At 43.5% G+C, this 20,094-nt stretch carries 6 protein-coding genes; all 6 read right to left on the bottom strand.

Translation table 11 applies throughout. The features are described from left to right. Positions 1-123: 123 nt before the first annotated feature. Positions 124-7,572 (bottom strand): hybrid non-ribosomal peptide synthetase/type I polyketide synthase, encoded by a 7,449-nt coding sequence (locus N483_RS24310; RefSeq protein ID WP_023398726.1) that lies wholly within the window; start codon positions 7,570-7,572, stop codon positions 124-126. Then, the gene (locus N483_RS24305; protein ID WP_023398725.1) at positions 7,569-14,360 is read right to left on the bottom strand and encodes a non-ribosomal peptide synthetase; all 6,792 of its coding nucleotides are present in this window, start codon (positions 14,358-14,360) and stop codon (positions 7,569-7,571) included. The genes N483_RS24310 and N483_RS24305 overlap by 4 nt, the downstream gene beginning before the upstream one ends. A gap of 518 nt (positions 14,361-14,878) precedes the next feature. Continuing rightward, positions 14,879-15,646: a phytanoyl-CoA dioxygenase family protein gene (locus tag N483_RS24300; RefSeq protein ID WP_023398724.1), complete on the bottom strand. Its 768-nt coding sequence runs from the start codon at positions 15,644-15,646 to the stop codon at positions 14,879-14,881. A 441-nt stretch (positions 15,647-16,087) separates the two neighbouring features. Then, positions 16,088-17,473 (bottom strand): serine hydrolase domain-containing protein, encoded by a 1,386-nt coding sequence (locus N483_RS24295; protein ID WP_023398722.1) that lies wholly within the window; start codon positions 17,471-17,473, stop codon positions 16,088-16,090. Positions 17,474-17,484: 11 nt separating this feature from the next. Then, positions 17,485-18,456: a TauD/TfdA family dioxygenase gene (locus N483_RS24290; protein ID WP_023398721.1), complete on the bottom strand. Its 972-nt coding sequence runs from the start codon at positions 18,454-18,456 to the stop codon at positions 17,485-17,487. A 9-nt stretch (positions 18,457-18,465) separates the two neighbouring features. Further along, complete coding sequence (locus N483_RS24285) at positions 18,466-20,058, bottom strand: MBL fold metallo-hydrolase (protein WP_023398720.1); 1,593 nt, start codon at positions 20,056-20,058, stop codon at positions 18,466-18,468. Positions 20,059-20,094 lie beyond the last annotated feature (36 nt).

The following is a 20,094-nucleotide window of genomic DNA, read 5'->3' as shown; positions in this document are numbered from 1 at the left end:
CCAAAACACAAAAATTAATTTTGTGCACATTTATTATTTTTATTATTTTTTATGGTTACTGCCGTTTTATGTTCAAAAAACGGCAGTAACTTAGCGTAAAGTTAAGTGACTTTACTTTATGGACTAAAGCTCAAATTCAATTAAATTTTCGTGCTCTAAATCAGTCTCGCCATTTTCATTTTGTTCAACAATGTTAACACTGTCGATCAGGGCAGAAATTGATTCTACACTACTATATTCAAATATCAACTTCGTCTTTATTTCAAAACCGAACTCAACCATTAACTTATTTACAACATTAATTGCGAGTAAGGATTGCCCCCCTAAAGCAAAAAAGTTAGAGGTGACACTAATGGTTTTTAAGCCTAATACCTCAGCCCAAATATCATGGACAATTCGTTCGGTCTCAGTTCTCGGCGCAATATATTCTTGTTGCGTTTCTTTCAATTTTAATTGGAGAGCCCCCTTATCAATCTTACCGCTTACAGTTCGAGGTATATCATCTATTACCGTATATACATTCGGGATCATATATGCAGGAAGTTGATTAATTATTGCTTGTTTTACATGGGTAAATAACTGCTCTTTATTCACAGAATTTTCAAGTACTAAATAAGCTACTAAATATTGCTCTGCACCTTCTTTTTCTGCCACTACAACGGCCTCTTTAATCCCCTCAAAGGCATTTAAGCAGACATCAATTTCGGACAGCTCAACTCGCAAACCGCGTAATTTAACCTGTCGATCTTTACGCTCTAAAAACTCCAGTGATCCATCAGGCATCCAGCGACAAATATCTCCGGTGCGATACCAGATATCCTTTTCACCTTGTACTAATGGGTTTGATATAAAGCTTTTAGCTGTTAACTCAGCATTATTTAGATATCCTCTCGAAATCCCGGCGCCACCAGCATATAACTCTCCGGGCACGCCAATTGGCTGAGGTTGCTGGTTTTCATTTAAAATACACAAAGCCATATCATTAAATGCAGTCCCGATATTACTGATCCCCAGCTCAATATCTAGCTGAGATATCTCTCGAGCTGAAGCGTACACCGTCACTTCAGCAGGCGCCCAAACATTAAAGAAACGGGGTCTATTTTGCGCGTCTAGTTCGTACCATGGTCGCAACATTTTGAAGTTCAAAGCTTCGCCCGCTAGGTTCACGTTCACCAGTGACAGTGCGTGACTATTAATGTCAAATAGCGATTGCAGTGTATAAAATGCGGAAGGTGTCATAGACAAATGGGTGACCTTTTCATCGACTAACAGACGATAAAGGTCGCTCATATCTTCAATTAAGATCTCGGGAATGAGCACCAGCTGCCCTCCATGCAGTAGACTTCCCCACATCTCCCAACCGGATACATCAAATACATACGAGTGGAATGCACAGCCAATATCATGTTCGGTTCGTTTCATGGCCGCAGGGCAAGCATCAAATAAACGTGTCATATTACGATGCTCAATCATAATCCCTTTGGGGGTCCCTGTACTGCCTGAAGTATAGATGATATTTGAAAGCTGAGACGGTGAGACTTTTATATCAAGGTTCGCTGGCGAGTAGTCCGAGAATAAGCTGCAATCTTCAGTTAATACCGTACTTATTCCTTGCAGCGGATAAGCAAAAATGTCTGCTTCGCGAGTCAACATAAGTTCAGCCTGTGCTTCGCTTAGGATTGCTTCCGTGCGCTGCTGCGGAAGGCTAGGATCGATGGCCACGTAGGCTCCGCCCGATTTGAGTACAGCTAAAATTGCAATATACATTTCAAACGAGCGGCCCAAGCACAGTGCAACCACTTGCTCAGAAACAATCTGGTGGCGCTCAATCAAGTAATTAGCCAAACGGTTTGCTCTATCATTTAACTCAGCATAAGTGAGCGTCTCGCCATTAAGCTTTAAAGCAATAGCACTGGGAAATTGCGCTGCGATTTGTTCAAATTGTGTGTGCAAACACCGCTGAGACTCACTTTCCAAAACACTCGCCGTCTCACAACTGCTAAGCTTCAGATCAGCTTGCTGCTTTTCCACAGACTCAGTAAACAGTGTTTTTAACTGATGTAGGTTTGGCAGATTATCAAGAACAAGTGATTCATCAACTCCAAAATCGACAAGACAAGCAATTTCATTCACACCACTGGCCGCTATCTTTTCGACAGTTGGCTTACAACTATCCACCGTGCCCAATAAAGCATTTGAATGATAATAACGCCTAAACGCGCGTTCGGTAATCGCATTGAGTTCATCAGACTGATTTAAATCTCCTGATAGAACCATATCTGCAGATTCACCAACCAACTTCGCTATTTCCTGTGGTGATCCAGCCGAGGTAACCAAGTAGCGTTTAAATGGCTCCTTCACGTGGTCAAAGATCACCGCTTCATTGTCAGCAATAAAGGTATGCGCCAGGAGCGTAACTGTCCCGTGCCCTAAATGACCTGCCTTTTTCCATGCTTCACGATATGCTGCAACTTTATCAGTAAGATCATCAAGAGATTGGCCAAGTAGATGGGTTAAGACATTTTGACCCGCTTGACCAGCTCTAACAAACGCGTCGACATGGCCCGCAGTGGTCGTCCAAATCGGTATCTCGGCTTGAATAGGGCGAGGCCTGATACTCACCTCTTCGGTTTTTCCGTTACCCGAAGGCATTTCAATCGTCTCACCTTTCCACAGAGATTTGACTGTTTTTATCCCCGCTTGCAAATCATCTCTGCGACTTTCATACCCTTGCGGTGCCAACACGAAGTCTTTTGGAGACCAACCAGCTGCAAAACCAAGCCCAATTCGGCCCCCTGAAATATTGTCAATGACCGACCAATCCTCAGCCACTCGAACAGGGTTGTGCAGGGGTAATACACAGCTGCCAGCTCTAATTTTGACCCGCTCAGTCATACCCGCAATGGCTGCCGCGGTGATTGCAGGGTTGGGGAACAGACCACCAAATGCACCAAAGTGTCGCTCGGGGGTCCACACCGCTTCAAATCCATGTTGATCTGCGAATTTAGCGCCTTGCATCAGCAGGTTGTACTTACCCACACGGCTGTCACCTGCATCGTTCGCAAAAAAGAACAAACTAAAGTTGACACTTTTCTCGCTCCCCTCAACCTGCAGTTCACTTGCTGTTAGCTGGTTGTATACAGAGTGAGACAAGCTGCCCTCGTTATCCGTATGCCAGTCTACATACTGGACTGATTTTTCTTGCTCAGATAACATCGGCAGCGCACGGATCGTTTGAGTTGGCTGCGCAATAATACTTGATAGCAAACATTCAAAGTTGTCCGCCATTCGTTCGATTGTGTCGGCTCTAAACAAGTCTGTTGCGTATTCCCAAACGCACTCGATCCCCGTATCTAACACTCTAAAATACAGTGTTAAGTCGTATTTACTAAATGGCGCCGTAAACGGCACACTCTCAAATACCTGAGCTTGCTCTTCGTCAAAGTCGCCTCTACCCCCACCGACAGTCTGACTTTGATCCATATACACCAATTGTATCTGTGCAATGGGCTCGTAACTCAAACTGCGATTTGGATTCAATTCATCAACTAAGCTTTCAAAAGGCAAATGTGCATTGGAATAGCATTTCAGTAAGTTTTGCTTTGTTGCAGCTAAAAACTCAGAGAATGTTGGATCACCCGTCAAGTCACTGCGTAATACTAAGGTATTGACAAAAAACCCAACCAACGGCTCCACTTCTTTTTGCAGTCTATTTGCAACTTGAAAACCGACAATAATGTCATCTTCGTTGCTATAACGACCAATAAAGGAAGAAAAAGCAGCCTGCATGGTCATATACAAGGTTGTCCCTTGTTCTTGGCTCAAACGGTTGAGCCCGCCAAGCACGTTATTGCCAATGGTCTTAATGTACTGTGCGCCGCGATAGCTTTGATACTTTGGTCTGGTAAAATCGGTTGGTAAATTGTTTACATCAGGGGCACCCAATAAGTACTCTTTCCAAAATTCAATTTGATTTTCCAGCTCATTTTGCGCTAACCAACGGGATTGCCAGTCGGCATAATCAATGTATTGAATTGGAAGTGGTGGCAGATCATGGGCTTCACCTTTAGTATAAGCGAAGTATATCTTACTCATTTCTTCAACAAGAATATTGACCGTCCAGTTGTCAGAGCAAATATGATGCTGACTGATACACAGGATGTCGCGATGCGCATCAAATTTGATCAATAATGCTCTTACCATCACGCCATCTTCTAGCGATGTAGGCTCCAACAAAAACTCGTCAAATAATGCTGTTGCAGCATCCATTCTTTCTGACTCACATACATCACTGACGTCTCGAGTAATTATCTCTACATCGCAATTGTCCGTAATTTGCTGTACTGGCTGACCATTTACGTTGCGGTAGCGCGTTCTCAAGATGCTGTGTCGATTGACAATTTCAGACAGCGTCTTCTTCATCGACGCAATACATACATTTTTAATAAATACGCAAAAGGCGTTATTGTATGCGGACAGCCCATCTTCCAACTGAGAAATCATCCACAACCTTTGCTGCGAAGTAGACAGGGTTGCTAGCTCGGTTTTGCCCGTAGCGTAAATAGGAGGTAGCACGAGGTCGTGCGCGCTTGCATCTCGCTTTTTTTGAATTTCGTCTGCTTGCTCAGCAACCGTCGCCAATGTGAATATGGTATCAATGGACAACTCAATCTCGAAGGTCTCCCTGATCTCCGAGATAACTCGAATCGACATCAAAGAATCAACGCCCAAGTTTAGTAAGTTGTCGTCAATTGTCAGTGTGTCATTCGCAAGATATTTTGACCAAATAGCCAATAGCTGACTTTGTGTGCTGCTCAATCCAACATCGCTTAAAACCAGACCAGCTGGTTTTTCAAGATGTTTATCTGTATGAGCGCCCTCATTATGCGCTTGGCTAGATTGCGACGCCGTATTGGCGCTGCCTATGCGCATTAACTCCGGCGCATAATAACAAGTATTGGCGAAAGGATATGTTGGTAGCGCGACTCTGCAACGCTGCTCTGCATCATAAAACTTTGCCCAGTCAATATCGTAGCCCGCCAATTGCAATTGGCTTAGTGACGTCAGCAAAGCGCTGTCAGTATGTTGAAGATGCTGTTTTGCACTGTGCGTCGTTGCGATAGACACCGCTTTTACACCACTTTCACCCCCATTTTGCGCCACTAGCTGAGACAATGTATTGCCCGGTCCAACTTCGACACAAATGACATCGGGATCCTTGAGTAATACCTGTACACAATCTGAAAACTTTACGGTGTGGCGCAGATGTTGCTCCCAATAGAGCGGCGTTTGAACTTGCTCGCTATCAGCCCAGTCGCCTGTCAAATTAGACAAAAAAGGCGTGTGCGGTGCATTCAGTGTAACACCTGACATACATGCTCTAAAATCGCTCAATATCGGTTCTAGGTGTGCACTGTGCATGGCATGAGAAGTATGCAATTGAGTCGCACTAATTTGCTGTTCTTGAAGCTGGCGTTGCAGCTGTTGAATTAACGCAGTATCGCCTGACACCACAACTCTTTGTGGTGCATTGAGCGCAGCAATAACAAGCCCTTCACAGAGGTAGCTCTCCACATCTTCTAGCTTAGCAGCGACTGCCAACATGGCCCCCTCTTGCATAGACGCAACCAACTGGCCTCGTTTTGCAACAATAGCCAGTGCATCTTCATAACGCATCACACCCGCAGCACACGCCGCAACGTATTCACCTAAGCTATGACCAAGAAATGCCTTTGCATCACATCCCCAGCTAGTGAATAGCTCTAACAACGCATATTCGAATATAAACAGTGCTGGTTGCGCATACTCAGTCGCAATCAATTCGCGGGTTTCGTAATCATTGGCGGGGTAGAGTATCTCTTGTAAGGCAACGCCCGTGCTTTGCTCATACAGCTCAAACCCTTTTAACATTGAGGCTCTAAATACAGGCTCTGTGTCGAAAACATCCCGCCCCATATTAATGTATTGAGCTCCTTGACCTGGAAACAAAAAGCACAATGTCTTTGTCTTAGACTGATCTACCTGAGTGTGTTTGGTTTTACCTTGTAGTTGAGTCTTCAAATCATCGAGGCTTTTCGCCACAAAATTTGATTTGATTTTCAAGTTTTTCCTACCAAGGTGAAGGGTATATGCAATATCGGCAATGCTCGTATCTGGATTTTTGGCGATATACTCTGCCAAGTTGTTTTCCATTTCGACTAGGGCAGCGTCTGTATTAGCCGATAGCGAAATAATATGCTCATCTCTTGATGGGCCGGAATAAGGTAGCGCTTGATGACCCTCAAAAATAACGTGAGCATTACTGCCGCCCAATCCGAACGAGCTCACACCCGCACGCAATGTTCCGTCAAGCCCGCCATCCCAATTGGCACTGTGCTGATTGACATAAAATGGACTATTTTCAATATGTAGCAAAGGGCTAGCCGCAGTGTAATTTAAACTCGCTGGGAGCGTTTTATGCTGCATAGATAAAATGGTTTTAATTGCACCAGCAACGCCCGCCGCTTCGCCAGCATGACCTATATTGGATTTGACTGATCCGATGGCAATACGGCTGTCCTCAACCTCATCAAAAACTTGTTTAAGCGCGGAGATCTCTATTGGATCGCCTATTTTAGTTGCCGTACCATGGGTTTCTATATACTGAATAGAATCAGGGCTAATTTCAGCTCTTTGCAATGCATCACTGATTACCTGAGCTTGACCACTCACACTGGGGGCTGTAAATCCTACTTTGTTTTCGCCATCGTTATTGATGGCCGAGCCTTTGATCACTGCAAGAATATTATCATTGTCTTCAACGGCATCTTCCAATCGTTTAAGAACTAAAACGCCGCAGCCTTCTCCGGGCACGGTGCCCTGCGCCAACTCATCAAATGGGCGACATACGCCATCTGGAGATAGAATCATATCCTCTTGATACAGATAACCTTGCTCTGCAAGTGCGCCAATGTATACACCACCAGCTAAAGCAATATCACACTCACCTATATTTAAGGCTTGGCAAGCTAAGTGAATGTTCACCAAGGAAGTCGAGCAAGTGGTATTATTTGAAATTGCAGGTCCAGTCAAGTTCAACTTATGTGATACGCGAGAACACAAATATCCAGGTTCATTCACACTCGCCAATGCGTAACCATCTGCCATTGATGTACTTGCTAAACTTTCATCTACTTTTCTCAGCCAACGTGTATTGCTACTTGCCCCCGCGTATAAACCTATGAGTCCATCATAATTTTCACTGGTATATCCGGCATTTTCTAAGGCTTCCCAAACCACCTCGTGAAATACACCAAACTGTGGGTCCATGAATTGCGCTTCAGCGGCGCTATAGCCAAATAACTCTGCGTCAAAGCACTTTTTTCTCGCCACAAAACCCGAACGCTTGACGTAGTCAGGTTGTGAAATGGTGCTTTTCTCTAACCCCTGCTCGACTAACTCGCTTTCCTCTAGCTCTTTAATACCTTCAGTACCTGAGTGTAACAACTGCCAATATTGTTCTATATTTTGTGCAGCAGGGAACCTGCCTGCCATTCCTATGACGGCGATTTCTAATCCGTTATACTCTTTCATATCTCAGTCCCAGTTTTTATTTTTGAATTGTTTTTATTAAACTTTTTCCTTGCCAACATAATTCGATTTTTCGCGCCGTCTAAGTTTTTGCGCTTAACCTTATTGACATTCGACTTGCTCACAAATTGACTTAGCTGCCCGACACTCGGGTACTGGAATAAGTCTGCAATTTGTAATGATGTATTGAGTTGATGATTGATTTCTTTACATACGGAAATCGTGTTTAATGAGTTTCCACCCACTTCGAAAAAGTTATCATCAATGCTTAATTCATTGATGCTTATACCCAGTTCCTTGCTCCAAATCTCTAGGATCACTGTTTCGACGCCGCCTTTTGCCGCAACACGCTTGCGACTTGAAATAGGCTTTGCCATCAATGCTAAACGGTCCACTTTACCATTGGCTGACAGTGGGAAGGTGTCAACGACCGAAATGGCACTCGGTACCATGTAAGCTGGTAGTTCGAGCTGTAAGGCTTGGCGCAAACTGTTGATAAACTCAGGGCTATTTTCATTGCCATGGGTAGATTGGACAAACGCACACAGCACTTGATTTTCAGCACGTTCTTTGACTAGCACCACGGCATCATGAACTGATTCAAGGTCTCTCATTTTGGCCTCAATTTCACCGAGTTCAACCCGCATCCCTCTGAGTTTTACTTGGCTATCTAGTCGACCCAAAAACTCTATGCTGCCATCGCTGAGCCAACGCGCCAAATCACCGGTGCGATAAGCCTTGTGTTCAACTCCTAACATGTTCAATGTCACAAATCTCTGGGCGGTCAATTGCGCCTGCTTTAAATACCCCAGACCCACTTGGCAACCAGCAATATATAGCTCTCCTTGTGCTCCTTTGGGCGCCAAATTACCCTCTTTATCGAGGATCAACAGCTTAGTATTGGCTGAGGGGTAACCTATGGGCACTCGTTTGTCTTTTCTCAAGGTGTTGAAATGCCAATACGATACTTCAATTGCCGCTTCTGTTGGCCCGTACTGATTAACCAACTCAACGTTTTCAAAGGCGTTAATCGCTTGTGCTTGAAGTTTATAATTCAGCGCCTCCCCACTGGTCATCAGTAGCCTCAAAGACTTCAATTTAGAAGTGTCTGCATGATTGATAAACAGCTGCAACATCGAAGGTACAAAATGAATAATCGTAATGCCGTGGGCTACTATGGTGTCCGTCAAATAGTTTGGATCAGACTGCGCACCTGGCTTGGCCAATATCAAAGTACCACCAGATGTGAGTGGCCACAGTATTTCTCCCAAAGAAACATCAAAGCTCATTTGCGTTTTCTGGAGTATTTTATCATTCGGTTGCATGTTGAATTGATGCTGCAAAGTATGAAGCCGATTCACCAAACCTCCGTGGCGATTTAGCGTTCCCTTTGGCTTACCCGTTGAGCCTGAAGTATAAAAAGCATAAGCCAAATCGGAAGGCGCCACCTGTACTTCACTCGTCGCAATATTCTCTATTTTGCATGTACCAAACACGCTGTCTTGTAACTGCATGTGAGCCTGCTCAAACTCATCTAGTAACACCAGCTGGCCCTCATAGCCTTGTAGAACAGATTGAATATGGGCGTGCGTCAATATCAGCATTGATCCAGAATCATCAATCAAGTACTTCAATCGGTCTTTAGGCAAACTCGGTTCTAGCGGCAAATATGCAGCGCCCGCTTTGAAAATGGCCAGCATGCCCACAACCAACCCAATTGAACGTTCAGTGCATACCCCAACCAATGCAGACGGTGGGACCTGTACGGTATTTATTAAATAGTGTGCCAGTCGGTTTGCCCTTGCATTGAGCTGCGCAAAAGTCAGTTCAGTGCCTTCATACGACACAGCGATAGCATCTGGGGTTTTCGTGACTTGTAACTCAAACAGTTCATGAATACACAGCGAAGGGGAGAAATCCACAGCGGTATCATTTAGTTCATTGACCAGATGTTGTTGCTCTTGCTCTGATAACATCTGCAATTGACTAAGCGGTGTGTCAGACAGTCCTTGGTGCTGACTTAACCCAACCAGTAAATTGTGTAAGTGCTCACTCAGTTGTTGAATATACGCGTCTTGAAATAAAGTCACGTCATAAACCCAATCGATGGAGATCTCACTGTCGCTGATCTGAATATCAATATCTAAATCAAATTTCGTTTGAACACTTGTCACTTGAAAAGGCTGAACATCTATATCCACAGCCGCTGTCGAATCAAACAGTGACGCACTATGGATACCAAAGTCATTATTAATGGTTAGCATGATTTGAAATAGAGGACTGTGAGCTGTACTTCGCGGCACTTTAAGCTCATCAACCAACAGCTCAAACGGGACATCTTGATTAGATTGCGCTTCCATATGCACCGCTTTTACATAGTTGAAATACTCACCTAATGACCCTTTGTTGGTATCGACACGAAGCACCAAGGTATTTACAAAACAACCAATTAGAGCCTCTACCTCTGGTTGGAGTCTGTTCGCCACAGGCGTACCTATCACCACATCCGAGTCATTGCTATGACGAGCTAGCACCAACGCGAGTGCACCGTGAAGCAACATAAACGGGGTTAATTGATGGTGTTTAGCCAAACCAATGAGTCTGCTACTCGTCTCACTGTCCAAACAGTGTGTCACCTTTTTTCCGCGATACGCTTTAACTTGCGGACGTGCTGCGCTCAGCGGTAGGCTATGCGTCGCAGGCAGCTCAGATAACTTACTTTTCCAATACGCCAATTGTTGGCTCACAGCTGGTGTATTGAGATTATTGTGCTGCCAATTGGCGTAATCACAATACTGCACGGTAAGCTCTGGCAATGGGCTTGGCACGTCATTTAGGAAGGCGTGATATAAACTAAAAAACTCTTTCATCAATAACTGAGCAGACCAACCGTCAGAGGCGATATGGTGCATATTGAGTACCAACACACCTTTGGGACTGTCGCCTTTAACAACCTCAAAGCAACTGACCCTGAGCATAGGCGCTTGCTTTAAGTCAAAAGGTTTAGCCACCTCATCATCGATAAGCGCTTGGATGTCTTGACGATTATTATCTCTCTCAATATGGTGCATCTGGTGTGATAAATCATGAACCACAACCTTGAAGTCCACCTCTGTCATAGGTATGACATGCTGATGTACCTCTTTTCCCTGCTCTTTGTAAACCGTTCTCAGAACATGATGACGCTCTATAATGGTCGCAAATACCCGCTCCAGAAAATTTAAATCTAGCTTTGATGTATATTCCAAAGCCACAGATATATTGTACTGAGATGCCCCACCCTGTAATTTATCGATAAACCACAATCTGTTTTGTGCAGAAGATAAAATGCGATAACTTGACGCTCGCTCAACAGGCACTATGTGACGAGATAGAGTCTGCTCAGTGTGTAAGTCACTCGGTGTTTTTATGTGACGATTTATGCGCCGATCAATCATCGCTGCCAAGCTGGCCAAGGAGTTTGATTCAAATACGCTTTGAACCGGCAACTCAACCTCAAACTGAGCGCGAATATGTGACACTAAGCGAATACTCATCAAGGAGTTTCCACCAAGCTGAAAAAAGCTCTCAGAGGTACTCAACTTGCCTGCATCTATGCCCAGAAGTTCAGCAAATATCGCCACCAATTTTTTTTCTGTCTCGGTGGTTGGTGCAACATAATCCCGAGCCGATGCACCTAAGTCAGGTAGCGGTAAGGCGCGGCGATCTACCTTGCCATTATTAGTCAATGGCCATACATCAACCACCTGTAATACACTTGGGATCATGTGATCTGGTAATTGTGCCAAGAGCTCCAACTTAACTTTTTTAACCCAGTCAAATTGCTCACTCTTTTCCAATTGATGCACAGGTTTGATATACCCGATAAGCTGCAGTTCCCCAGCCAACTCTGAAGCTATGACCAATGCTGAATCAATATCCGGGTGATCAGTCAAATGTGCCTCAACATCTCCCAACTCTAATCGAAATCCGCGTATTTTAACTTGCTGATCTTCTCTTCCAACAAATACCAGATTTCCATCATCCAGATAGCGCACCAAGTCCCCAGTGCGATACAAACGCTCGGAGCTAGCAGAGTTGTTATGATCATAAAATGGATTTGGGATAAAACGTTGTTGGGTCAATGTCGGCAAGTTGAGATAGCCTCGCGCCACCCCTTTGCCACCAATATACAATTCGCCTATCGCACCGTAGGGCAGCAACCGCTGCTGTCGGTCCAAAATAAAATACTGCACATTCGCATTGGCACATCCAATATGGATTTGTTCACCATGGGTAACATTTCCTCGTGAACTGTATATCGTGATTTCAGTAGGGCCGTAGTAATTGTAAAATTGGACACCTAGCGCTCGCCATTTTTTGACTAACTCTAAAGAGCAGCTTTCCCCACCCGTCGCGACTACTTTAAGAGATTGATAAGTATCTGGCTTTATAGCTTCGAGGATAGAGGGTGTCATAAATAAATGGGTGACATCAGCGTAAGATTCCAATTCTTTTTGAAAGTCCAAAGATGAGGCCAATCTCAATTTCGAACCAGATGCCAAAGCACACCAGTAGAGCCATATTGCCGCATCAAATGCAATGGAGGTGGCCTGATAAAATACATCGTCCGGCCCGCCGTTAAATGGTGGGCATGTCGTACTATACAACATGGTATTTGTCAGGCCCGCATGGGAAATCATCACCCCCTTTGGCTTCCCTGTAGAGCCAGAGGTATACACCACATACGCAAGGTGGTGATTGTTTAAGCCCAGCGTTTCTTTGGCAATATTTTGAGTGCTATAGTGACTATACAGCTGCACATCGTCCAAATCGATAACATCTCCAGAAAAGCCTGTTAGCGCGTAGTGCGCTTGTCGATGGCTAACAATGGTCGCCAGCGAAGCATCCTCAAACATATACTCGAGCCGCGTTCGAGGATAACTCGGGTCTAGTGGAATGTAGGCCCCCCCAGCTTTCAAAATCCCCAATATTCCTATTATCATTTCCAATGAACGCTCAGCGCACAGTCCAATCAGTGTGTTTGGTTTTACGTCATGCTTGTGGACCAAATAATGGGCGAGTTGGTTGGCGCGCTCGTTAAGTTCTTTGTACGTCATACTTTGTGTTGCAAATATCAAAGCAACACTATTTGGCCGAATTTGTGCTTGCTGTTCTATTAACTCATGAATAAATGGCGCATGAGGATACTCCAGCTCGGTGGCATTGAGCTCGGTTACTAGGTAGTGAGTTTCTTGCTCATCGAGCATGGGCACATCATGTGGAGAAATGCGCAAGTTGGATACGCTACTCAGTTCAGTGAGTAAACGACAAAAGTGCTTGTTGAATCTCTTGACTGCCTGCTCTGAAAATAGGCTTGCGTCATAAATCCAGCTTACTTCCATACCTTGCTCGTTAATATTGAGCTCTACACTCAAATCAAACTTAGCCAACACTGAGTCGAATTGGCATCGTCTAATAGTCACACCAGCCAACGATTCGTTTAACCCATCAGCGCCATTGCCAAAGTTGTCATTGTTAACTGTCATCGCAATTTGAAATAGTGGGCTGTGGCTGGTGCTTCTTGAAATATTTAGCGATTCGGCGAGTTGCTCTAGCGACACATCTTGATTTGCCTGCGCCTGTTGGTGAACTTGCTTGATATGTTCAAAATAGCTGGCAAGTGAATCTTGGTTTGTATCGACTCGCAACACCAAGGTATTCACAAAGAATCCGATCAATGAGGCCAATTCTTTTTGAGCCCGATTTGCCACTGGAGTACCTATGATAATATCAGCGCTATTACTGTGCCGAGCAAACATCAGTGACAATGCACTGTGTAACAACATAAATGGTGTCATGCCATTTTGTTTTGCTAGAGCGTGTAAATTATTACTTATCGGTGCAGGCACTGTGTCTCGAATTATACCACCTACATATTGCTTTACCGCAGGCCTAGGGTGGCATAGTGGTAAATTGTGCACCACAGGCAGATCATGTAATTGCTGAGTCCAATAGTCTATTTGTTTATCCAAGCGCTTGTTGGATAGCGACTCACGCTGCCAGTATGCATAGTCTACATACTGAATTTCTAACTCTGGTAATGGCGCTTTATTGCCTTCAATCAATGCCTGGTACAGAGTAAAAAACTCTTTCGCCAACACATCTATGGACCAACCATCTGATGCAATATGATGCATACTCAACGTCAATACAGCGTAAGCCAGATCCGTTTTGAAGTAGCTTACACGTAACATCAGATCCTCTGACAAATTGAACGCTTTTTGTTGCGCTTGCGCGGCCAACTGGCTGACCAACTGCCGTTGCTTTTCCTCACTATACTGAGTTAAATCTTCACAAGTTAATTCAAAGTCGACTGCAAAATTGGGGCGAATTAACTGTTTAACTTCACCATCCTGCTCAATGTAAACAGTTCTGAGTACTTCATGTCTGTTGACAATGGTCTTGAATACTTGCTGCATTACAGCAATGTCCAAACTCGGTGTCACCTCATATGAGACCGACATATTATATTGTGAAGACCCCCCGTGAAGTTTATCAATGAGCCACAAACCCTGTTGAGCGAAAGACGTCGGATGCAGCTGCTGTGCTAAATCGCCTCGTGCTATTTTTTTTATTCTTTTGTCTAAGGTCTTGTCCGTTAGATAGTCAATCAATTGATTTTTATTATCTTTAATTAGCTGAGCAATTTCAGGGCTTATTCTGCCCTTGGGCGCTTTGGCTTTCAAAACCCCATCGTCTAAATAAATACTCACGCCCAGCTTTGTAATTTTTGAATATACTTCCTTCACTTTTACCTCAAAACTTTTGATGCTTATTTCAATCTGAGATCAAATTAAACGCGCTTTCCCTCAAGCCTCCCAACACCAAGTTACCTAGCTCAATAACCTTAGCTTCCCAACAGCGCTAAACTTGCAAACAGCCTAAATGCACTGTTTTGAAGCTGTTGTTCTAGACCAAAACACGGCAACAATTACTTTCTGTTGGGGTATCTACTTTATGATTGAACAATCCTTGGTACTTGCCATTGATGCTTCTTGCCCTATGGCATGTACAGAAAATAAGTAAGAAGTGGCCGAGTACCAATAAGGCCACTGTAGGAAAGTTACACCCACCAACACTATCAATGCATATCGCTCATTTATATTTGAGTGACATGCCATCTACTTAGAACGGTCATTTCTTTATCGAAATTAAACATACTTTTTCAGCGACTTTGAACACAGTTCAAAGCCGCTCTGCTACTTCATTAAGTTTTCAAAGTAGCAACCAAAATATGCGTCATGCAGATTGATAATATTGATGTGTATTAAATGTCTATTGGCTCAAAACTACGTGCACTTAAGAAGCCTGGCCTACTAGACAGTTTTTTAGGTACATTGGAAACCGCATTGTAGGTAATAATCATGATCCTTCTGTCAGAAGCTGACATATTATTTGACGATGCGTGTATGACCTGAGGATCAAAAGCAAACCCTTCACCAGCTGCGCAAGTGACAAACTCATATTCACCATCGGATAATACGTCTTGCATAAAAGACTTTTTGACTTGGAACGTGAGATTAGATGACACGTTTTCCTGCCATACATTACTACTATTACCGCTAATAGATTCAGATACATTACCGAGTTTATGGCTGCCAAGGACAATGCAAAGCGGTCCGTTAAGCATATTCACTTCATCAAGAGGAATGGCAATATTCACCATATTTGGATGTTCAATATGGTCAAACTTCTGCCAAAAGATAAAGTCCTGGTGCCATGGCCAGTTGGCCCCTTCAAAAGCCAATTTTTGATTTATTTTAAACTGATGAACGTAAACCTGTTCACCCAACACCTTTTGTGCAAAGCTGACAAGTCTTTTATCTTGGGCTATGTCTCTGAAAAAAGAGTCATACAGGTGTGGACCGTGTATCGCTCTGATGGTGTCCGTACCCTCTTCAAAAACAACCCCTTCACTAAACTTCTTAGAGTACTCAGAAACCGCCTTAGATATTTGGTTTATCTCTTTTTCACTAAATACCGGCCCCAGCTTGCTGAACCCACTATCCTTTACGTTTAGCACTTCTAAATTCATCTATAACCTCTTTTTTATTCGTTATTTTTGGTTAAGTTAGCAAATTAATTTCAGCCCAACTTCGGCATAAAACTTGGTAAAATGCACACAATGCGCAAAATACGTCGCCTAAGCACAACTAAGCTGTGCCGCTGCCTTTTCAAACTAAATTATGTCGTCACCAAAAAGGCCCCTTCCTAGTCAATCGCCTTAGAGATGTTTGACACTAAATAAAAAAGCTCCCTACTTTTTCACTTATTGCTAAATTTTCAGTTCAATTTTTATCGTTAATATTTATTTGCCCAACGTGGTGTATGCACCTACTTTTAACCTTTTGGTGTTATCGGCTCGACCACGACTTTTCATAAAGCGCGCTATAAAGTTCTCAATATCAACATATTGCAAACATAGTGACATTGAAACTCTACAGCCACTTCAACGTATTTTTAAAGTCTGCTTCTGCTAAGAACCTGCCTGAGCACTTTGTTGCGAAACTCTCTTGGCGTAGGTACTTTGACCTCTATACAGATCGGTAAACATCAGCACAGCCTCACCGCCATTGTTTTCGAGGGTAAAAAAGTTCCCACTGCACTTGTGGCTATAAGAGTTGTTTTCTCTTAACTCGATGACTTCTTCACCGCCCTTTTCAACCAAAATTAAATCAGCGCCACTGCGTTTAATCTCAAACCGCTCCCCATCGGTTTTTTGATAGTGACCCAACAGCGCAATTTCTGCTGGCTTATCTGCGAGGCTGACTCTGGCAGGCAGTAGCTTGGTGTACTCAGCCACCATATGCAAAGTTGCCGGGCCTGGGTGAATTCCCTCATCGTTAGAAAGGCCGACAGCATGAATATCTAACTCTTTGAAATACGCACTCCATGACGCATAGCCTGGCACACGGCCTTCGTGAAAAAGAGTTGGCACTCCAAGTACATCATTAATATTGATACCCAAGCCATAGTCGATTTCTGTGCCATCGCTTAATTTTGCTCTTCTCATCATCCTCAAGTAAGAAGATTCGGATAGAATTTCGCCTTTGTGCAGGCTCATATAAAACTGACTCAGATCTGAAACTGTGGCTGAAATTGCACCTGCAGCATGCATCCAGGTCCTACTTACTTTTTCTGGGTAATATAACTTCTTAGGGGCGTTAGGCGCTGAAAAATAGCCAACCGTTTTATGTTTAGATGGCTGTTCAAAAACATAAGTGTTGTTTAGCTTTAAGGGCTTAAATATTCGCTGCTCTAAAAATTCACGATAAGTTTGACCGGATACTTTCTCTATAAGCTTACCCAACAGTATGTAGCCGGTATTTGAATACTCGTAGCTATTCAAAGGCTCTTGGTAGGGTTTACGTCTTGTGATACTTTTAATAACACGGTCAAGCCCCCTATCTCGGTGCCACAACCCCCATACTCTAGAGTCACTTAAGTAATCAGGAAAACCCGCTATGTGTGACAATATTTGGGCAACCGTTGCATGTTGATACTCTTTTGGGATTGACTTGACATAGGTGCCAAGTGGCGTATCTAGGTTGATCTTTTTTTCTTCGCTGAGAAGCAAAACAGCCACAGCGGTATAAGTCTTTGTTATCGAACCAATATCAAACACGCTTTTTTGACCAAGAGGCTCTTTGGTAGAGACATTTGCGAGTCCAACCGCCCCTCTATACAACACTTGATTGCCCTTGGTAATTTGAATACTAGAGCCTGCACTATGTTTATTGACATAACAGTGATGGATCTCAGAAAAACTTGCGCTATACACAGGTGCCACAACAGATAATCCCGCAGCTACGGTACACGCTTTTAATTTTTTGGATCTAATTTTCAGAGGTTTAATTCCCATATTCTGACCTATTAAACAGATTGAAAACCCGAAGGTGCTGACATGCCTACGAGGATTTTCCTATTTCCCTCATACGGCTCTCTGCCATGACTAAACCGCGTATTATCAATTAACATCAAGTTATGCTTTTCCCACTTAAACTTAATTCGCAAATCTTGGTTCAAGTCGCGGATCAGCTGTAACTCAGACTCATCAATTTCACTGCCATCGCCAAAGTACACATTTCTCGGTAAAAATTCTTTACCCAAGCTATTGATCAGGCTTTCCTTCATATCTTTACCAAGGCTAGAAACATGAAATAAATGGGCCTGGTTAAACCACACTTTTTTGCCTGAAACCGGGTGGACAATTGATGCAGGATTTATCTGCCAAGTTCGCAATCTATCACCGGGTAACCACTCAAAATCGATGTTCTTTTGACGACAAAATGCTTCCACTTCTCCCTTGTCGGATGTTTGAAACACTTCTTGCCAAGGCAAATCGACATCTGAGTAGTTCCTGACATATTTAAGCTGCTTGGACTCAAACTTGTCTCTTATCTCTTGTGGAATTAGATCATATAACTTGCAGCTATCTGCAATCGGCGTTTCCCCACCTACTGGCGATGCTTGCATGCACAAAAAACCGAGTCGCAATGGCCACTCATTTGAATAAGCATTTTCATTGTGCTGTAAAATAGTTTCACTGGCGTGATATTCAGTGGCCGTATAGATATTGCCCTTCAACCCTGTCCTTGGAGTTGAGCGATATTGATACTCTAGCAGCGGCCCTTGAAAAATGGTTTGCAACAATTTTGAAAATTGCCCAGTACTGACCACCTTCAAGCCTTTGATTAACACTGCGCCATTGGTTGCCACCAACGATTCTAGTTCGTCGCGATTTCTCTGTGCCCAATCCAAGGTTTTTTCGCCTTGCAAGTCCACGTTGAGTACAAGTGGTTGACCTTCAACTTCAACTAAGTCATTCATTGACATCAATCCCATGTTTATCTCCTAAAACTTAATTTCACTTTTGCCGCATAAACGCTCAACAGGAATACCTTGTGCCTGACAAAATTCCACCATTTGCATTGATTGCACTATCTGCTCAGAGTCATCGCTATAATCAAGGCCCATAAAGTAGTTGTACCAAGGCTCCAAACCTAAAGCGTAAATCCACACATTTTTAGGTTTCAATGCATTGGTGATTTGAGATGCCGTTTCAAAACTACTGCCATTGAGTCGGCGTGACTCTTTTATATTTCTTGGCACAGCTTCTGTGAATAGAGCCCCATATAGCCATGTAAACGGCGCACCGACACATTCCATGCCAATTGCCATTAAGTCTAATTCCCCAAAATAAGCGCTTAGCTTTTCATACATGATGGGTTCTAGGTTAGAAGAGTCAGCACCGGCATATATTTTTTTACCGTTAAGCTGGAATAGCCAGCCCGTCTTACTTCTTATATTCAAATCACCATGCTCACCCAAAAACGGAATGCCAGTAATGCTGCCGTCAGGAACATCAATCACCTCTAAATCATCAATTTCAATTACATCAAACTTTAATTGTCTGAGGATCATTTTGAGCGATGGGTCTAACAATGAACCGCCATTGTTTTTAGGAACTAGGATACGACTTGTCTTGTGTCGAAGCTGTAATAAGGTCTCTAAGTTGACGTGATCTGAATGATTGTGCGTCAGGCAAATGTAATCTATTTTTTCCGGCAGTTGCGCAAAGCCAATCGCTTGCTCGCGATTTTTTGATGTGATATTGGCCACAACGGGATCAACTAATATGGATACATTTTTTGTCTGTAACAGTAGACCGGCATGACCGATATATTTAACAGATGTTGTCTCTATCTCTTGTGCTCTGTCTGCTGGCGCTTCGGTAGTGAATAATTCGAAAATATTTAAGCCACCTGTACAGTGCTTGCCTTCAAACAAGGCTTCAATGTCTTGTTTAGAAATTGGCTGAGTCCGTGTTTTAAACAAGGTATCCCAGAATTCACTGTCAAAGGGTTCACTGATATGGATATGGTCCGTATCTGGTAGCCTTGGCGTGCTCAGAACAAACGGCCTTTCCATCTCCTCATTTAAGACACCTAAAGACACCGATTGCAGATCTTTTCTGTAATATTCACTTTGATAAACCAAGCCCTCTATAACACGGAAACTCGGGTTGTGGTTACTGTCCATGACCAGCTCCACATACCCTTTAAGAAGGTCAGGTACCTGTTTGTAGAGCGGCTCTAAAGATTCACCACTGACGTGTTGCTTGAGCATGGCGTTGAGGGATTTCAGCGCATCAGCCAGCTCACCAAAGAGCGCATCTTCTGTTTCAAATTTATTGATCAGGGATTTTATATCTTCTAGCTGCTCTGCTTTACAATCGACAAATTCCCCCCCACCCGCGATGGTCTTATTTTCGTTTGCCATAATATGTAACTCATGGTTATTGGCAAATGACTTCATCAACCTTAGGTGAGTTTTGTTCATATATAGAGCATACTGAAACGGAGATAAAAGGTTTGGCCATGCGTACCAACTATTGACTAATGGCTCAACATAAACACTTTCTCTTAAATAATACTTCTGTGACATTTCCATCTCTTTATATTTATTATGCGGCTGGTGTGC

Origin of the sequence: Pseudoalteromonas luteoviolacea NCIMB 1944 (assembly GCF_001625565.1) — a bacterium.
Taxonomy (GTDB): domain Bacteria; phylum Pseudomonadota; class Gammaproteobacteria; order Enterobacterales; family Alteromonadaceae; genus Pseudoalteromonas; species Pseudoalteromonas luteoviolacea_F.
This window is presented reverse-complemented; position numbering and strand designations above follow the sequence as displayed.

Coding starts and splice junctions, on each gene's coding strand:
- N483_RS24295 (WP_023398722.1), bottom strand. CDS start 17,473: ATGGGAATTAAACCTCTGAAAATTAGATCCAAAAAATTAAAAGCGTGT.
- N483_RS24300 (WP_023398724.1), bottom strand. CDS start 15,646: ATGAATTTAGAAGTGCTAAACGTAAAGGATAGTGGGTTCAGCAAGCTG.
- N483_RS24290 (WP_023398721.1), bottom strand. CDS start 18,456: ATGGGATTGATGTCAATGAATGACTTAGTTGAAGTTGAAGGTCAACCA.
- N483_RS24285 (WP_023398720.1), bottom strand. CDS start 20,058: ATGTCACAGAAGTATTATTTAAGAGAAAGTGTTTATGTTGAGCCATTA.
- N483_RS24310 (WP_023398726.1), bottom strand. CDS start 7,572: ATGAAAGAGTATAACGGATTAGAAATCGCCGTCATAGGAATGGCAGGC.